This window comes from Paenibacillus sp. P4_A9 (genome assembly GCF_056402415.1).
The window spans coordinates 1-17,772 of sequence record NZ_JBFUHL010000081.1 but is presented as its reverse complement, the minus strand read 5'-3'; the positions used below and the strand labels follow the sequence as shown (position 1 = coordinate 17,772).

General features: G+C 44.4%; 19 protein-coding genes and 1 other RNA gene. 19 read left to right on the top strand and 1 reads right to left on the bottom strand.

Annotated elements, in window-relative coordinates; genetic code table 11:
• The 15 genes from AC1DVJ_RS27190 to rnpB form a co-directional block, all read left to right on the top strand.
• On the top strand, nt 1-1,550 hold a 1,550-nt coding region (locus AC1DVJ_RS27190; RefSeq protein WP_477595321.1), incomplete at its 5' end, for an HD family phosphohydrolase.
• A gap of 19 nt (nt 1,551-1,569) precedes the next feature.
• Nucleotides 1,570-2,106, top strand: a complete 537-nt coding sequence (gene ybeY / locus AC1DVJ_RS27185; protein WP_477595319.1) for an rRNA maturation RNase YbeY — start codon at nt 1,570-1,572, stop codon at nt 2,104-2,106.
• On the top strand, nt 2,106-2,810 hold the full coding sequence (locus AC1DVJ_RS27180; protein ID WP_477595317.1) for a diacylglycerol kinase: 705 nt from the start codon (nt 2,106-2,108) through the stop codon (nt 2,808-2,810). The genes ybeY and AC1DVJ_RS27180 overlap by 1 nt, the downstream gene beginning before the upstream one ends.
• Nucleotides 2,811-2,841: 31 nt before the next feature.
• On the top strand, nt 2,842-3,255 hold the full coding sequence (gene cdd, locus AC1DVJ_RS27175) for a cytidine deaminase (RefSeq protein WP_477595315.1): 414 nt from the start codon (nt 2,842-2,844) through the stop codon (nt 3,253-3,255).
• Between the two features lie 6 nt (nt 3,256-3,261).
• The gene (gene era, locus AC1DVJ_RS27170) at nt 3,262-4,161 is read left to right on the top strand and encodes a GTPase Era (protein ID WP_477595313.1); all 900 of its coding nucleotides are present in this window, start codon (nt 3,262-3,264) and stop codon (nt 4,159-4,161) included.
• Nucleotides 4,162-4,257: 96 nt separating this feature from the next.
• On the top strand, nt 4,258-4,410 hold the full coding sequence (locus AC1DVJ_RS27165; protein WP_082593664.1) for a YqzL family protein: 153 nt from the start codon (nt 4,258-4,260) through the stop codon (nt 4,408-4,410).
• Between the two features lie 46 nt (nt 4,411-4,456).
• On the top strand, nt 4,457-5,206 hold the full coding sequence (recO, locus tag AC1DVJ_RS27160; RefSeq protein ID WP_477595311.1) for a DNA repair protein RecO: 750 nt from the start codon (nt 4,457-4,459) through the stop codon (nt 5,204-5,206).
• Between the two features lie 176 nt (nt 5,207-5,382).
• The gene (locus AC1DVJ_RS27155; RefSeq protein ID WP_477595309.1) at nt 5,383-6,195 is read left to right on the top strand and encodes a pyruvate, water dikinase regulatory protein; all 813 of its coding nucleotides are present in this window, start codon (nt 5,383-5,385) and stop codon (nt 6,193-6,195) included.
• A 92-nt stretch (nt 6,196-6,287) separates the two neighbouring features.
• Entirely contained in the window at nt 6,288-6,752 is a 465-nt protein-coding gene (locus tag AC1DVJ_RS27150; RefSeq protein WP_477595307.1) for a YaiI/YqxD family protein, read from the top strand.
• A gap of 48 nt (nt 6,753-6,800) precedes the next feature.
• On the top strand, nt 6,801-8,648 hold the full coding sequence (dnaG, locus tag AC1DVJ_RS27145; protein ID WP_477595305.1) for a DNA primase: 1,848 nt from the start codon (nt 6,801-6,803) through the stop codon (nt 8,646-8,648).
• 37 nt (nt 8,649-8,685) lie between these two features.
• Nucleotides 8,686-9,801, top strand: a complete 1,116-nt coding sequence (gene rpoD / locus AC1DVJ_RS27140; protein ID WP_477595303.1) for an RNA polymerase sigma factor RpoD — start codon at nt 8,686-8,688, stop codon at nt 9,799-9,801.
• Nucleotides 9,802-9,920: 119 nt separating this feature from the next.
• Nucleotides 9,921-10,751 carry a hypothetical protein gene (locus tag AC1DVJ_RS27135; RefSeq protein ID WP_477595301.1) on the top strand — a complete coding sequence of 277 codons (831 nt, stop codon included), beginning with the start codon at nt 9,921-9,923 and terminating at the stop codon, nt 10,749-10,751.
• A gap of 3 nt (nt 10,752-10,754) precedes the next feature.
• A complete protein-coding gene (locus tag AC1DVJ_RS27130; protein ID WP_477595299.1) occupies nt 10,755-11,519 on the top strand; it encodes a tRNA (adenine(22)-N(1))-methyltransferase in 765 nt (254 codons plus the stop codon).
• Nucleotides 11,495-12,604 (top strand): Nif3-like dinuclear metal center hexameric protein, encoded by a 1,110-nt coding sequence (locus AC1DVJ_RS27125; protein ID WP_477595297.1) that lies wholly within the window; start codon nt 11,495-11,497, stop codon nt 12,602-12,604. Before AC1DVJ_RS27130 ends, AC1DVJ_RS27125 begins: the two co-directional genes overlap by 25 nt.
• An 85-nt stretch (nt 12,605-12,689) precedes the next feature.
• Nucleotides 12,690-13,104: RNase P RNA component class A (rnpB, locus tag AC1DVJ_RS27120), an RNA gene on the top strand.
• Nucleotides 13,105-13,222: 118 nt separating this feature from the next.
• Here rnpB and AC1DVJ_RS27115 read toward each other — a convergent pair.
• Complete coding sequence (locus AC1DVJ_RS27115; protein ID WP_477595295.1) at nt 13,223-15,142, bottom strand: S8 family peptidase; 1,920 nt, start codon at nt 15,140-15,142, stop codon at nt 13,223-13,225.
• Nucleotides 15,143-15,321: 179 nt separating this feature from the next.
• Between AC1DVJ_RS27115 and AC1DVJ_RS27110 the strand changes: the two genes are divergently transcribed.
• The 4 genes from AC1DVJ_RS27110 to AC1DVJ_RS27095 all read left to right on the top strand — a co-directional run bounded on the left by AC1DVJ_RS27110 (nt 15,322) and on the right by AC1DVJ_RS27095 (nt 17,684).
• Entirely contained in the window at nt 15,322-15,822 is a 501-nt protein-coding gene (locus AC1DVJ_RS27110; RefSeq protein WP_028558040.1) for a YpuI family protein, read from the top strand.
• Between the two features lie 76 nt (nt 15,823-15,898).
• Nucleotides 15,899-16,993: a glycoside hydrolase family 15 protein gene (locus AC1DVJ_RS27105; RefSeq protein ID WP_477595293.1), complete on the top strand. Its 1,095-nt coding sequence runs from the start codon at nt 15,899-15,901 to the stop codon at nt 16,991-16,993.
• Nucleotides 16,994-17,041: 48 nt separating this feature from the next.
• Nucleotides 17,042-17,260, top strand: coding sequence for a DUF1540 domain-containing protein (locus AC1DVJ_RS27100; protein ID WP_436235866.1), 219 nt, complete (start codon nt 17,042-17,044; stop codon nt 17,258-17,260).
• Between the two features lie 22 nt (nt 17,261-17,282).
• Nucleotides 17,283-17,684: a hypothetical protein gene (locus AC1DVJ_RS27095; RefSeq protein WP_477595291.1), complete on the top strand. Its 402-nt coding sequence runs from the start codon at nt 17,283-17,285 to the stop codon at nt 17,682-17,684.
• Nucleotides 17,685-17,772 lie beyond the last annotated feature (88 nt).

Below are 17,772 nucleotides of genomic sequence, written 5' to 3'. Positions count from 1 at the left end.
CACGTGAGATGKTAACTGAAATTGCAAGAGCGCTGATAACCCCGAACAAATTTTTTGATCAAAAGGGGACAGACGATGCAAAGGGACAAGCTAGGGGCAACATGAAGACCGTCTATATTAATAAGAATGATGTCTTGGTTAAGGCTGGAGATGTCATTACGGAAGAAATTTATACGCGGTTGGAAAAGCTGAAGTTACTGAAGGACAAAGCGAATCATTTACCTCAGTTTGGTCTTGGTATCATTTGTGCGCTCTTGTCATTCGTAATCTTTATATTTGTGAGGCAGAGCAACTTACAGGTCAAATACAATAACTCACAACTGGTTATGCTTGTTTTGATTTTTGTGATGAATATTGCCGGGATGAAAATCATTTCACTGCTCCAGAATTTTGATTATCCATTTATCGGCTATCTAGCTCCAACAGCTCTTGGGAGTATCTTGATCGCCATTTTGCTAGACGCACCCCTAGCCTTTATTTCATCCGTATTATTTTCAATTTTGGCTAGTATTTTTTTCAATACAGAACATGATTTGCTTTTCGATTTCCGTTTTGGCTTAGTAAGCTTAGTGATTTGTTTTAGTGGCGTGTTTACGATTCAACGAGCGAGTCAACGTGCAACCATTTTGAAAGCAGGTTTAATGATCGCCTTTTTCTCAATGTTAACGATAACCGCGATGATGTTGATGGAAGACACATTTCAACAAAGAGAAGCCTTGATGTCTTTGTCTTTTGCGGCAGCAGGCGGTCTAGTGACGGTCGTCTTTGTTATCGGCTTGCTTCCATTTTTTGAAGCTTCATTCGGGATCCTGTCACCACTTAAGCTTGTCGAGCTATCCAATCCGAATCATCCGTTGTTGCGCAAACTTCTAACGGAAACACCAGGTACGTATCATCACAGTGTGATGGTTGGTAACCTTTCTGAAGCCGCCGCGGAATCCATTGGTGCAGACGGGCTGTTGTGCCGCGTAGGATCGTATTATCATGATATCGGCAAAACCAAGCGTCCTAGCTACTTTATTGAAAATCAAACGAATATCGAGAATCCGCATGATCGCATTGATCCGAATTTAAGTAAGTCGATTATTATCGCACATCCGCGCGATGGTGTTGATATGCTGAAGGATTATAAAATGCCTAAGCCGATTCGAGATATCGCAGAGCAGCATCACGGGACAACGCTGTTGCACTTTTTCTATCATAAAGCGAAGAAGCAAGCTGAAGAAGAGAATAGTGAGAAAGGGATCCGTGAAGAAGATTTCCGTTATCCAGGGCCTAAGGCGCAATCCAAGGAAGCGGCTATTGTGGGGATTGCAGATAGTGTGGAGGCAGCAGTACGCTCTTTACGTAACCCGACCCTTGAACAAATCGATTCCATGGTAACCAAAATTATTAAATCACGCTTAGACGATGGTCAGTTCAACGAATGTGATCTCACGTTGAAGGAACTTGATAAGATTGCAAAGACTTTGAATGAAACATTGCTCGGCATATTCCATTCTCGCATTGAATATCCAAGTGAATTAACGGCGAAGAAGCCAGGAGCATAAAAAGGGAGGGCTACTCATTATGGCAAGTGTAGATTTGACATTAGCATGGAGCAGTGAGCAGGAAGAGAAAGAAATCTCACCTGCCTTCGTTGAGAAACTTGAAGAGCTTTTAAAGCTTGCAGGTGAACTAGAAGGTGTATCAGAAGGCGAAGTTGCCCTCACATTCGTTGATGATGAGACGATCCAAGATTTGAATAAACAGTACCGCAATTTGGACAAGCCAACGGACGTTCTATCCTTTGCGATGAGCGAATTTGGAGATGACGAGATTCAAATCAATTACGAGGATGATGGCGATGACTCAGAGGGGGAACCCGAGGAAGGGGAAACCGTATCTGAAGCGTTCATTGAGCCCCTTGGCGATATTATCATTTCTGTTCCGCGTGCGATTGCGCAAGCTGAAGAGTATGGTCATTCCGTAGAGCGTGAGCTAGGCTTCTTATTTGTCCATGGATTCTTGCATCTGATTGGTTATGATCACCAGAGTGAAGAAGAAGAGAAAGTGATGTTCGCTAAACAGGAGGACATTTTACAGAAAGCAGGCTTGACACGCTAATGTCGAGCGGCTTCCGTAAATGGCGCAGAAGTTTTCGGTATGCCTACGAAGGAATCAAATATGCACTAGATACGCAGCGTAATATGAAATTTCATTTTTCCGTTGCGTTTCTCGTGTTACTAGCAGCACTTTTCATTCATTTATCCAAAACAGATATATTGTTTATCTTGTTAGCTGTAACACTCATGATTGTTACGGAATTAATTAATACGGCTGTCGAGAAAACGGTAGATCTGGCAATGCCAGACCGACATCCGTTAGCCAAAATTGCGAAGGACGTCGCCGCGGCGTCCGTATTGGTGTCTGCGATGTTTGCTATCGTCGTGGGGTTGGTTGTTTTCTATGAACMGATCGATCAATTATTACGTCACGCCAGACTACAAGAGACACCATTATCTGCGGGTACGATATGGATTTTGATTGCACTTGTCATGCTAACTGTCATTGTGATTGAAACGCGATTCTCGGATAAAGGGAAGTTAGTAAGACCGAGTTTATTAACAGCAATAGCTTTTGCCATTGCTACCGTCATTTTGGTATTAGTCACTGAAACAATTGCCGCATTGCTCGGGTACACGCTCTCTATTATTATCTTAATCGTCTTGTATGATAAGAAAACTAGGCCGTTCCCAGCACTCTTTTTAGGTGCAATGATTGGCATTATCGTGACGCTCCTCGCTTTTTCCTGCCTAAACATGCTATAACATAACTATTATAATAAAAGGGTGGATGGCTATGAATCCGCAAGAACTCATTGAATTCGCTAAGGAAGCGATGAAGCGAGCCTATACGCCTTATTCCAACTTTCAAGTCGGTGCCGCGTTATTGGATGCTAATGGACATGTACATTTAGGGTGCAATGTCGAAAATGCTGCTTATGGACCAACAAACTGTGCCGAGAGAACTGCGTTATTCCGTGCAATTGCAGATGGGCATCCGCAAGGATCTTTTAAAGCAATCGCGGTAACAGGAGATACGGAAGGACCGATTGCGCCGTGTGGCGTATGTCGACAAGTATTAATTGAACTGTGCGAACCGGAAATGCCTGTTTATTTGAGTAATCTCAAAGGAGCTTTCGTTGAAACAACGGTGGCTGCTTTATTGCCAGGCGCTTTTACAACGAAAGATTTGCACATAAATGGAGGATAAGTAGAAGTGGCCAAAAAAGAATTTAAATCAGGTTTTGTCGCGATCATCGGACGACCGAATGTCGGTAAATCAACACTAATGAATCAAATTATTGGACAAAAGATTGCGATCATGTCCGATAAGCCGCAAACGACTAGAAATAAGATTCATGGTGTATATACGTCGGATAATGGACAAATTGTTTTTCTAGACACACCAGGCATCCATAAACCTACTTCCAAACTAGGTGATTACATGAGTAAAGTTGCCCATGGAACACTTGGTGAAGTAGACGCTGTTTTATTCTTAGTCGATGTAGCAGATGGTATTGGCGGGGGAGACCGTTATATTATCGAGCAGTTGAAGCACGTCGAAACGCCGGTTATTTTGGTGTTAAACAAAATTGATCTTGTCCAACCTGAGGCGCTGCTTGCGATTATTACGAATTATAAAGACTTGTACAATTTCGCTGAAATCGTACCTGTATCCGCGTTAAAAGGGAACAATGTTACGACGCTTCTGGAGCAAATTATTCGCTATTTGCCAGAAGGTCCGCAATACTACCCTGCGGATCAAATTACCGATCACCCCGAGCAATTTGTATGTGCGGAGCTCGTACGTGAGAAAATTTTGCATATGACGCGGGAAGAAATTCCTCACTCTATTGCGGTACAAATTGAAGATATGCGTGTAGAACCGAACGGAATTGTTCATATCTCAGCTGTCATCTTCGTGGAGCGTGATTCGCAAAAAGGAATCGTCATCGGTAAACAAGGCGCGTTGCTGAAGGAAATCGGCAGACAAGCCCGTCGAGATATTGAAACGCTCCTGGGTTCCAAAACTTTCTTAGAGCTATGGGTGAAAGTGAAGAAAGACTGGAGAAATCAAGACAGAGTGCTTCGCGATCTTGGTTTCCGTCACGAATAAACGATAATTCCCTGAGAGTACCAGTTTTTACATCGCATAGGGAAGCGTACACTGCACATCCTATGAACATCACGTTCGATGGGGAGGATGCTGAACATGAAAGATTTTTCGTGGACGTATTTTTCAAAGACCGGTGATGTGGACGCCTACCTGCTGTACAAACAAGTAACGGGAGAACCAGGCATGGATTCGGAAGTACAAGAAGAGGATCAAAGTAACGAAGAGCCGCTCGATGGTCTGAATATGTGATAGCAAGGCTTCGTGTGTTCAGAGCGGCATTCATGGGGGAAGCTATTTGCTGCATAGCGTTGAAGGAATTGTCATCCGAAGCATGGACTACGGAGAGGGTAACAAAATCATTCGTTTATTCACACCCGAGCTGGGGAAAGTTGGCGTAATGGCTCGCGGTGCGAAGAAACTGAAGAGCAAACATGGCGCCGTTACGCAGCTGTTTACGTACGGCGATTTTGTTTTTTACAAACAAAGAGGTCAGATGGGATCTCTGAACGGTGCTGAGATTATCTGCGCCCATCATGCTCTTCGTGAAGACTTACATAAGTCGGCCTATGCCTCTTATTTAGCAGAGATGACGGATCGCATGCTGGGTGATGAAGAAGGCAATAATTATATATTTGAACAGCTCAAAGCTGGCTTAATGGCGATCGAAGAAAATAAAGACATGCAGATTGTTACCCACCTCTATGAGATGAAAATGTTTGATTTAGCCGGATATTTACCGGTAACGGATGCTTGTGTCTCTTGTGGTGAAACTAGCGGTATAACTACATTCAGTCCGAACATGGGCGGTACGCTATGCGGACGTTGTCGATTTAAAGATGCATCCGCGATTGCTATTGGTGAAGGTGCACATAAATTGCTTAGACTTTTCCCGAGAATGGACATGCGCAGGCTGGGTTCCGTTCAAGTTAAAGAGGAGACGAAGGAGCAGCTTAAGCAATGTATGCGTGCTTACATGGACGTACACATTGGTGTACAGTGGAAATCAAGAGGGTTCATTGAACAGATGGAGAAATATAATATTTAACCTTTTGGACTCATTTGACATGTGATTCTTCCTTTGATATGATTTGGTGGAAATCACCTCGCCCTTGTGCTCTCTGCATATCGGTGAGGTTTTTCTCATGCTACCGTTCTGTTCAGAAGTTCTTTACATACAAATGCTAGTGTAGGGTCTTGTCCCTGCTGAAAGGGGTTAGGAATATGGAACATCCACAACCTACTCGTGTTTATGTCGTTTCGGATTCCGTAGGGGAGACTGGGGAATCTGTCGTTCGTGCAGCTGCGATGCAATTTCATCCAGTGCCTGTTGAAATATTGCGAGCTCCATTTATTCATGATTTCGAGGGTATAGATAAAGTGATCAATGGGATTCGAACGCATGGAGGAATTGTTGTATTCACCTTAGTTATTCCAGAATTGCGAGATGACCTGATCGCCAAAGCGAAACAATATGATATTCCCTATATCGATTTATTAGGACCTGTTGTAGCTACATTAGGGAAAGCACTGCGCCAAGAGCCGCGTAGACAACCGGGGATGATTCATCCGCTGGATGAGGATTATTTCAAAAAGGTCGAAGCTGTCGAGTTTGCTGTCAAATATGATGATGGTCGAGATTTTAGCGGGATTCAGAAAGCTGATATTATCCTGTTAGGCGTATCCCGTACGTCTAAAACACCGTTATCAATGTATCTGGCGCACAAAAGATTAAAAGTGGCTAATGTCCCGCTGGTACCGGAAATGCAGCCTCCTGCTGCCATTTATACTGTTCCTAAGGATAAGATTATTGGCTTGCGGATTGATCCAGATAAGTTAAACGTGATACGTCAAGAACGACTTCGTACACTGGGACTTGCAGAAAATGCAACCTATGCGAATGTAGAACGTATTAAAATAGAACTGGATTTTGCTGATAAAATTATGAGTAAAATCGGTTGCGTCATCTTCGATGTATCTAATCGTGCAGTTGAAGAAACGGCAAGTTTAATTATGGATCATATTGAACATATCTAGAAAGCTTTATGTTCTGGCATGCAGGATTTTTTGTAAGTCCATCGTATATAATAGTACGGTGAGATTTCTTTTAAAAGGCAGGGGCTGACACTTTGAGCACAAGAAGTATTATCGTTGATGCCGATGCTTGTCCTGTAAAGTCGGAAATCGAGCAGGCAGGTAGACAGTTTGGGGTACAAGTTGTTCTAGTTGCTTCTTTCGATCATAAGATGAAAGAAAATCCTGGTGTGAAGGTAGTTCAAGTAGATCGTTCCGATCAATCTGTCGATTTATATATTGCCAATCAGATTCGGTCAGGTGATATTTTGGTAACACAAGACTTTGGACTCGCCGCATTAGGTCTAGCGAAGGGTTCGATCTGTTTAACGAATCGGGGGCAGGAATATACCGATAGTTCGATTGACTATCTGTTGGATCGCCGCCATGCCTCCGCAAAAATGCGAAGAAATGGTAAGCATACGAAAGGGCCAAAACCCTTTACAGAGACGGATCGTAAAAATTTTCTACACGGTTTGACAAATCTTTTGAAAAATTTGCAGGAAATCGAAAACAAGTAGCGAATAGTAATTAGTCGGAAAAGCGACCTGAATTGTAGGTGGATAGTAATGAGGTACGGACGCATACCTGAAGAGGTTATTGAGGCTGTACTGAAGCGCCATGATATTGTTGATGTCATCGGCAGGCACGTACATTTGAGCAAACAAGGGCATTATATGAAAGGTCTTTGTCCATTCCATTCGGAGAAAAGTCCTTCGTTTACTGTCACACCGGAGAAACAGATTTATCGTTGCTTTGGTTGTCAGGCAGGCGGGAACTTAATTCGTTTCATTATGGAGATTGAAGGTTTAAGCTTTGCTGAAGCCATCACGAAGCTTGCCGAAGATGCGGATATCCCCATTACATGGGAAGAAGTATCTGACGAGCAGAATGAACAGCAGCAAGAGAAAGCAACCTTATTGAAGGCTTATGAATTTGCAGCGAAGTTCTATCATTATGTCGTTGGTAATACCGATCAAGGCAAAGCAGCTAAAGGATATCTGACTTCTAGAGGGATCTCCGATAAGTTGATTGACACGTTTCAGATTGGCTATGCACCCGTCATGTGGGACACGCTCGTGCAACAATTGGAAAAACGAGGGTTTGATTTAGCCCTTATGGAAAAAGGCGGTTTGATTTCCGCCAAACATGAAGGTCATGGCTACGTGGACAAATTCCGTGAACGTATCATGTTCCCTATTTGCGACTCTACCGGTAAGGTCATTGCATTTGCTGGAAGAGCCATGGGAGATGCACAGCCCAAATACTTAAATAGTCCCGAATCCGTGCTTTTCAATAAAAGCAGGACTTTGTACAATCTACACCTATCACGGCCAAACATGCGAAAGCTTCAGCAAGCCGTTATTTTTGAAGGATATGTGGATTTGATTAAAGCTTGGGAAGCCGGCATCACGAATGGTGTTGCGACGATGGGGACGGCTTTGACGAAAGAGCATGCTGCCTTACTGAACCGCAATGCGGATGAAATCGTCATTTGCTATGATGGTGACAATGCAGGGCAATCTGCTGCTTTCAAGAGCATTCCGTTGCTGGAAGACACAGGAAGCCGAGTCACAGTTGCGATGCTGCCAGATGGTAAGGATCCTGACGATTATGTTCGTCAATATGGGTTTGACCGATTCGCTCGGGAGATTATTGGAGCTTCCGTGCCATCGATGAAATATAAGCTCTTGTATATTCGCAAAAATTTTAAATTGCATGAGGACGGTGACCGATTACGTTATCTGCAATCCGCAGTGAAATTAATTAGTCAGTTGCAATCTCCTATGGAACGCGAACATTATCTCAAACAGTTAGCTTCAGAGTTTCCGGATTCATCTTATGAAGCCATGAAGTTAGATCTCCATGAAATCTTACTGCAATCGGAAAAAAACCGACCAGATGGGGATAATAAACCAATTCTGTGGAATAATGTTATGAATAATGGGAGACCAGCGGAACGAACTAAGAAAAAATCACCTTCGTTACTACCTGCGTATCATAATGCGGAACGTTTAATTTTAGCTGTTATGATGCATGATCGTGACGTGTGCGCACATGTGGAAGCGCAATTGGGTGACCAGTTTAATGTTGAAGCTCACGCAGTCTTAGCTGCTTATTTATATGCTTACTACGCTCAGTATTTAGAGCCCGATGCAAGCCGATACATTGCCATGCTGCAAGACGAACAGCTGGAGAGCTTGGCTAGTTCCATCGTTATGATGGGAGCCGGTCATGGAATAAACGAACAAGTGATTGACGACTATATTCGCCAAATTCGCAAAGTTCCTATGCAAGAAGAAGTTGAACGTAAGAAAGAAGAACAAGCTCGCGCAGTACGCGAGGGAGACCATCTTGGAGCTGCGCAAATTGCAATTGAAATTATTGCCCTAGAAAAACGGTTAAAGTCATCTTAGCTAAACTGATATGACTAGGGAGGAGGGAGTCCGTACCATGGCGAATGATCAGCGTACAGAATTAGAGACAGAATTGACCCTGGACCAGGTGAAAGACCAACTTATAGAGCAGGGGAAAAAACGGTCCTCACTAACTTACAAGGATATCATGGAGAAATTAGCTCCCTTCGATCAGGATCCTGAACAAATCGATGAGTTCTTCGAACAGCTTTCCGAGCAAGGTATTGATGTGGGGAATGAATCGGATGATGATTCGCACAATCCTGAAGAAAACGAGCGCGATGAATTTAACTTCGATGATGATCTGGCGTTGCCGCCAGGGATTAAAATTAATGATCCAGTTCGGATGTATTTGAAAGAAATTGGTCGCGTACCGCTTCTTTCCGCGGAAGACGAAGTGGGGCTAGCGAAGCGTATTGAAAATGGGGATGAGGAAGCGAAGCGTCGTCTTGCAGAAGCTAACCTTAGACTCGTTGTAAGTATAGCCAAACGCTATGTGGGTCGCGGCATGCTTTTCCTTGATTTGATTCAAGAAGGTAATATGGGTCTTATTAAGGCTGTAGAGAAGTTTGACCATACCAAGGGCTACAAATTCAGTACCTATGCGACCTGGTGGATTCGTCAAGCGATTACTCGCGCGATTGCTGATCAAGCGAGAACGATTCGGATTCCGGTACATATGGTCGAAACGATTAACAAATTGATTCGTGTTTCTCGTCAATTGCTGCAAGAATTAGGGCGCGAACCTACGCCAGAAGAGATTGCTAAAGAAATGGATTTAAGCACGGATAAAGTTCGTGAAATCATGAAAATCGCACAAGAGCCTGTTTCCTTGGAAACGCCGATTGGTGAAGAAGATGATTCGCATTTAGGGGATTTTATCGAGGATCAAGAAGCGTTGGCACCTGCTGATGCAGCAGCGTACGAGCTTCTGAAAGAACAGCTTGAAGACGTGCTTGATACGTTAACTGAAAGAGAAGAAAATGTGCTTCGGTTACGTTTCGGACTTGATGATGGACGTACAAGAACATTAGAAGAAGTAGGAAAAGTATTCGGTGTTACACGGGAACGGATTCGTCAGATTGAAGCAAAAGCTTTGCGGAAGTTAAGACATCCAAGCCGTAGTAAACGTTTGAAGGACTTTTTGGAATAAAATCGCTATGAGTGGGCCCTGCCAGATTCGGCGGGGTCTTTTTTTGTGGTTTTGCATAAAATCCACTAAAATCTGAGCATTAAATCACCGATAAAGTAGCTAGGAAGGTGAGCGAATAGATGGATGCTGAGAGAAGAAAAATAATAGTAAAAGAAATCGATCACTGGCGCCGAAGCAAATTGCTTCCTGAGCATTATTGCGATTTTCTAATGAATTTGTATTTGGATGATATGACACCTAAACCAGCTTCACTGCTAGGTGTTTCAGCAACAGCTGTTACAAACAGTAATTGGAAAATATGGTTACTAGCCTTAGCGGTAATTGCCGCTGTTGCCTTATCTGCTCTTAATTTTAACTCTTTTGGATTGCCAATGCAAATTGGTATTTCCACACTTTTTGTCTTCATTTGTTATGCAGTCGCATATAGACAATTTAACCGTACGCCTGTCATTACATATGTCTTGTGCGGCGTAGCTTCGATAGCGATGTTGTTATTAGGACTGCATATTATGGATTTATCAGATATTCATGCTTCGACTACGTATATCGGTTATTTGGCATTTTGCAGCTGTGTATGGTTATTTAATGGTTTGATTGGACGTATGGCTATTTTCCAAATAGGTGGATGGCTAGGTCTTGTAGGGACCTATAGTTGGTTATTAATGCAGAAGTTAAAGAATCCTGCATGGTTTTCACTTGAATTAAGCTGGGTGCCTGTGAGTGTTGTACTCATATGGATGGCTTGGCTTGCACATCATACGAATAAACAAGCGGCTAGCGTGCTCATGCTAGTGGGAGGCTTAGTGTGGTTTATTCCTGAAGCCATGACCTTTCTTGTGGATATAGATATGAGCTCGCGGATGGTCCAAATTTCATTTACAGCTAAATTAGTTTCAGTAGGCGCAGCTTTATTCTTGCTGCGAAAAAAATGGGTAGAGTGGGTAATGTAGCATATGGTTAAATTATCGAAAAGACTTCAAATGATTGCAGACCGTGTACCAAAGGGTTCTAGGGTCGCTGATATCGGTTCGGATCATGCTTTACTGCCGACGTATTTGGCTCAGCAGGGGATTATTGCTGGGGCAGTGGCAGGGGAGGTAAATCCAGGACCATTTGAGGCAGCGCAAAGACAGGTGCTGGAAAGCGGCTTATCCAAAATCATTCAAGTGAGATCCGGTGACGGACTTGCTGTCATTGAGGCAGGAGAAGTAGATGTCATCACTATCGCTGGGATGGGCGGAAGTCTGATGGCGAGCATTCTAGAAGCAGGTAAGTCGAAACTTCCTGGCGTGCAGCTTTTAATTCTGCAACCGAATGTAGGAGAAGATCACGTACGACGGTGGTTGTTAGACAATGGCTGGAAATTGACAACAGAAGCCATTCTCGAGGAAGATGGCAAAATCTATGAGATTTTAACAGCAGAGGCTGTTGCTCAAGAGGAGCGCGAAGCATTAGAAGCACTCTATGGGGAGCGTCTTCTCCCAAGCGGTGTTACTGTATCGAAGGAACGTTTGCAACAGATGGGGCCTTATTTGATGAATGAAGCCCCTGAAGTATGGTTTGTGAAGTGGGAGAGTGAATTGAACAAGCTTGCGATGATCGTGAGTCAACTTAAGCTATCCACAGCAGAAGCATCCATTGCGAAAGCGGAACAAGTTAGTCAAGAGATGCATGAAATTAAGGAGGTACTGGCGTGCTTGCAAAAGGTCAAACCGTAATACAGCTTTTCGAGCAGCTGGCCCCTAAGCATTATGCGATGGCAGATGACAAGATCGGTTTGCAGCTTGGGTCACTTCAGAAAGAGATCACGAAAGTACTCGTTGCCCTTGATGTGACGGATGCCGTTGTTGAAGAGGCTATTGAAATAGGTGCTAACCTCATCATTGCGCATCATGCGATTATTTTCAGACCTCTAGCGCATCTTCAGACAGAAACACCTGCTGGTCGTTTATATGAGAAATTAATCAAGAATGATATCGCTGTGTATATTGCCCATACGAACTTGGATGTGGCCGAAGGCGGCGTTAATGACTTGCTGTCGGAGCAGCTTGGCTTAACGGAAATGACCCATTTGGAAGATGTGCATACCGAGAAGCTGCAGAAGCTCGTTGTTTTTGTGCCAGAGACACATCATCAAGTCGTGCTGGATGTGTTGTTTAAAGCTGGAGCTGGCGGCATCGGGCAGTACAGCTCCTGCAGTTTCAATATCCCCGGTACGGGGACGTTCCTGCCGCAGGAAGGGGCGAATCCGTTTATCGGGGAAGTAGGTAAGCTGGAACGCGTCCAAGAGGTACGCGTGGAGACGATCGTAACCGCTAGCGTGCAGCGCAAAGCGGTTACTGCGATGTTGAAGGCCCACCCCTACGAGGAGGTGGCCTATGACCTCTACCCGATGGATCTGAAGGGTAGAGTGTTTGGTTTGGGCCGCGTGGGCAAGCTGCCCGCGGCGATGACGCTTCGCGAGCTCACAGAGCACGCGAAGGCGGTGTTCGACGTGCCGACGGTGCGCGTCGTCGGCGATCTGTCACGGCCCATCCGCAAGGTGGCCGTGCTGGGTGGCTCTGGCGGCCGCTACATGCGGCACGCCATGTTTGCTGGCGCCGATGTGCTGGTCACCGGAGACATCGACTACCACACCGCGCATGATGCGCTTGCGGCGGGGTTAGCTCTCCTCGACGTTGGGCACAACGTCGAGAAGATCATGAAGCGCGGCGTCGCGGATTACCTCGCCGCGCAGCTTGCGAAGACGGATACGCAGGTGCACGCATCTGAGATCAATACAGAACCGTTCCAATTCGTATAGGCATGGTGCCCTGTACATGGAAATAGAGGAAACGATCACGTGTTGTAATTCGAAGTCATGTTTAGTATACTAGCCTATGCAATGGAAAGTTTGACAGACAATCGCTGGCTATGGGTAAGCCATAGCGAGAGGAAAGTCCGGGCTCCACAAGGCAGGGTGCTGGATAACGTCCAGTCAACGCGAGTTGAAGGATAGGGCCACAGAAATGGACCGCCGATGGCTTGAAATATAGCACAGGCAAGGGTGGAACCGTGGTGTAAGAGACCACGAGGTTCTATGGTGACATAGATCCTGGTAAACCCCACTTGGAGCAAGACCTAGTGGAACGCAAGCTGCTTTCGAGGCAGCAGTCTTAGCCTGAGACGCGTTCGGGTTGGTCGCTTGAGCTGTGTAGCAATGCACAGCCTAGATAGATGATTGTCGCTTCAATAGTGGCAGGGGAGCAGACGCCCGTTATGACCACTGGAAGTACAGAACCCGGCTTACGGCAAACTTTCCAAACTGTCGGTTACCCGCATGGCTTCGGCCTTGCGGGTATTTTAATATCCCTCTAAACCAATAAAACCTTCAACCCCACCAAAATGGCAGCGGGATTGAAGGTTTTTCGTTTCTAATCTTCTATTTTTCAAGTCTCAAACTACCCGCATACTTCTTCGGTACCAAATGCAATAGACGAGCTAAATCCTGCGGCCAATAGGACAATGGAGCGGTATTTTGTTTCGCCATTTGAATCGCTTTGACGACATCAATTAACCCATAACCAAAGTATTTATCATGTCCTTTGTCGCCTAAATCCTGTGCAGACTTTCGCATGATCTCATAGACGTCTGTATTTTTCAAATTAGGATTGGCAGATCGAATTAATGCGGCAAGTGCTGTCACATGCGGGCTTGCCATTGAAGTGCCGGATAACGCGGCATACTGGTTATTCGGATACGTACTTGCGATGGTGACACCAGGTGCAGTGACATCTATATAATCGCCGTAATTCGAGAATGAGGCTTTCTCGTTCTGCGAATCAATGGCAGCTACAGCAAATACCTCAGGGTAAGCGGCTGGATAGCCAGGTTGCTCCGTGTTATCGTTCCCGCTTGCTGCGATGAGGGCCACGTCCTTATCATAGGCATATTGAATAGCATCATGGAGAAAGCCCGAATCCGCGTAATTGCCCAGACTGAGATTCATGACCTTCGCACCGTGGTCCGTAGCCCAAATGATCCCCTGAGCCACGGAATATGTGCTGCCTGCGCCAGTTTGATCAAGAACTTTAACAGGTAAAACTTTATTAAACCAAGTCATACCAGCTACACCTAGATTATTGTTTACAAGCGCTGAAATGACGCCTGTTACATGTGTTCCATGTCCAACGTCATCTTGCGGATTATCATTCCCGCTAATGACATTGTAACCAGGTAACAATTGTCCTTGTAGATCTGGATGCATCATATCTACACCCGTATCAACAACAGCTACGATAACATCATTTGCGCCGCGGCTTAGTTGCCAGCCTTGTACAGTTTCAATAAGAGGCAAGTTCCATTGATATCTCTGATATAAATTGTCATTTGGCATGAAATTCGAAGTGACAGGCGATTGATTGGTATCAGAATTGGTGCTAGATGGGTTTGAATCCGCTCGATCTTGATAATCATAGTAATCATTGGTCATATAAAGGAAATGTGGCTCAACATATACGACATCCCATTTGCCGAAATAGGCCATTAATGCTTTGGCATCCGTACCTTGCGTGCGGAAAACGTACGTATAACCTAGTTTTTGCGCTGAAGTAGCTTTGATTTCAGCCTTTATCTGATTAAGCTGAGCTTCGGTTGGATCTGTTTTGAAGCGGACGACGACTTCGTTCTGTTGATAATGACTTGTACCTTGATTATCCTCAGGATGATCGACGACTTTTTCTTTTAACGTATTCGTCTCGACGGCTTTTACTTTCCAACGATTTTCGTTTGGATAAGGCTCAAGTCTTAAGTTTTTCATTTGATGATCGGTAACTTGTGCAAGTACATCTTGATGGATAACCCCAATAAGTGAATCTTGACCGTTTGTTGAAGGGGTGCCTTGGACGAAATATACTTGATGTCCTGCTCCAAATTTAGGCGATTGGTAATGCTTGCCCACATCGACAGCGGATTTTGCTTCTTTTAAGTAGGTTGCGGCTTGGTCTTTGTAAGAGGGAGGCAGTTCTCCCGATTTGATGCCCTGTTCCCAGTTTTGGCCGCGCTTAGACCATACAAGTACGTCCATTTTCTCATGGTGATTGCGCATGTTTTTCAATACATTCGTTATCGGCTCGCCGCTTTCGATTTGAGTGAGCATGGTCGTATAATCGATGGCACATTGACTTCTGCATAGTTCATCTGTGAGCTTCACATCCTGTTCTAGCAGAGCAAGCTTGGACGTTGTTTCGTACTTCGCACTATATACCTCAGGACCAGGTTTGGTGCGGTGGTGGGTCTGATTAGGAAAGAGGATAACCCCAAGTCCTAAAACAAGCGTAATGGTAGAAAGATAACGCCACATGATCAAGCCCTCCTATTTGTTTGTAGAAAAAGGCCAACTCGTAAATGAAAACAAATTAACTAAGAGTAGGGTTAGGAGAGCGGGATCGTTTTATGCATGTTATGTGGTGTTTTACATATACCACTTCGTTAACATTTATGGTAGGATAGAAGTAGCGCAATTATAGGAGGTCTTCTTACATGGCTGTTTTTAATGTGAAAAATGTTTGTGATTCCACGCGTACTAAACTCAAAGAAACGACGGCCAAAATGGAACTGTTTCTTAATCAACATTCGCTCTCACTGTTAAATGTGGAAAATGATCCAGCAATGGATGAGTTTTACCGCGGGTATTTACAGGACACTCGTCACCTTCTTGTTTTTTGTGAAGTGGCTTATGAGAAATTGGGCGTTAGCTTGAGACGTCCTACTTTTAATGTTGATTTTTCGGAAAAAGTGCTCTATGAGGTATATCATACATGTGTTAATACCTTTTTCTATCCGAAGAATGAGTGCTATTCCGAAGACGGTCGCTACGCTTATACAGGACAAGATGCGATTCGTTTCCGCAAGAAACCTTCACGTGAAGTTCGTGACTTAACGATCGAATTGTCCAAGGTATTTGAAGAGCTTCGGGAAGACTTAGCTTACTATGAAACAGATTACATCACACAACGCCGTATGCAAGGCGAAAAAGTTTAATATGCATGGAATAAGAAACATACAAAGGGATGCGACCAACGCATCCCTTTTCATTTAATAAAGGGGGAGAATATCTATGGAGCTAGAGCAATTAGTCAGAGTCAGCAAGACAATAATCAAGCTGAATCAACATCCTAGCGGAGGCTATGTGGCTTCTCCTCTTTTTCCACCGTATACCTATAGTTGGTTGCGGGATGGCACATTTATTGCAAACGCCATGGATAGGGTGGGCGAAACGAGTAGTGCTGAGCAATTTTACCGTTGGGTACATGGTGTTCTGAAGGGCAAGCGTCCGCAGCTTACGGAGCTTCTTCGAAAACACGAGAATAGAGAATGGATTGATCGTTCGGAGTTTTTAGGTACAAGATATCATTTGGATGGTCGAGACGATCATTCTGAATGGGGCCACTTTCAACTGGATGGCTACGGAGCATGGTTATGGGGACTTGTCGAACATATCCGTTTAACGGGTCATACATCGCTCTTAGAAGAGTTCAGAGAGAGCATCGAGATGACTGTGGACTATGTGATGACTTTCTGGCATTATCCGAACTTTGATTGTTGGGAAGAATATCCGGATTATGTGCATCCGGCTACGTTGGCTTGCTTATACGGGGGACTGAAAGCTCTTGGTGAGCTAGAATCCCGCCAAGCTCTGATCGAAAAAGCTAAGCTGATCCAACATTTTATACATACAAATGCTGTTCATGAGGGACGCTTTGTGAAATCCATACACTGCGTAAATGAAGTGTGGCAACCTGCTCTGAGTGGTGTTGATGCAAGTTTGATGTGGCTCGCCTTACCTTTTGGCGTGTGTGAATCAAGTGACCCTATTATGCTTCGAACCTTGCATGCTATTGAAGCTGATCTCAAACATGGCGGGATCCAACGTTACATAGAAGATCGGTATTACGGGGGCGGCGAGTGGTTATTATTGACCGCTTGGTATGGTTGGATTCAACATGAGCTTGGAAATACAGATGAAGCAAAGTTATGTTTAGCATGGATAGCGAGCAAGGCTGATGAGCTTGGGCGCTTCCCTGAGCAAGTAGATGACAACCTGCGGGAACCCGCTGTGTATGAAGAATGGATATCGAAGCATGGTGAACCTGCCGTACCTTTACTATGGTCCCATGCCATGTTCTTGGTCTTATCTGACAGTCTCAAATAAGCATATATCACTCTTAAGACGGGCAAATTGTTAACGGGGGTGATGATGATGCCAGCAGTCAAATGCGCAGTAGCCAATTGTGAATATTGGACTCAAGGAAACAACTGTCATGCAGACACGATCATGATAGAAATTGATCAGCATGCTAATGCCAGCTACAATGAAGAATTTGCGTCAGAGGAATCTTTTGATACTACTCATCATGATACTGCAACCAAAGCGGCTAATACGTGTTGCCACACGTTTAAGCCTGCCACCAAACATTAGGTATGTGTAACGCGGAGGTAGCATGAATAAAGAGGATCGTTCTTTAGACAATGCCACCAAGGAGCGATTCCAGAAGAGTCAGCTTCGTATCGAGAGCGGACTCCATGCCCAAGAAGAATATGCAGCTGAAATTGCTGTACCTCAGGCCAGAATAAACCGAGGATATGAGTCTACCTCGACAGTTTCTGATGAGGAAGTGGCTGAGCTAGTAGAAGCTGTAACACGCAATAAAGCAGTGGGTTACGTCGCGCTGTTCGTTGCGCTAGCCTCTTTGTTCGTTTGGCCAGTATTACTTGGGATTTCAGGTATTATTCTCGGTGTTATTGCTTTTGTAATGGGTAATAAGAGCATTGGCTCTTGGTCCGTTGCACTTGGTTTAATTGCCGTAGCCGCCTATTTTTTATTAGTTCCTTATTATGCATAGTTTTTTTCAAGCAAGCCGAGAAATCGGCTTGCTTTTATTTTTTTCTGAAAAAAACGTGAAAAAGAGCTTTAGAAGGCCAATATTCATG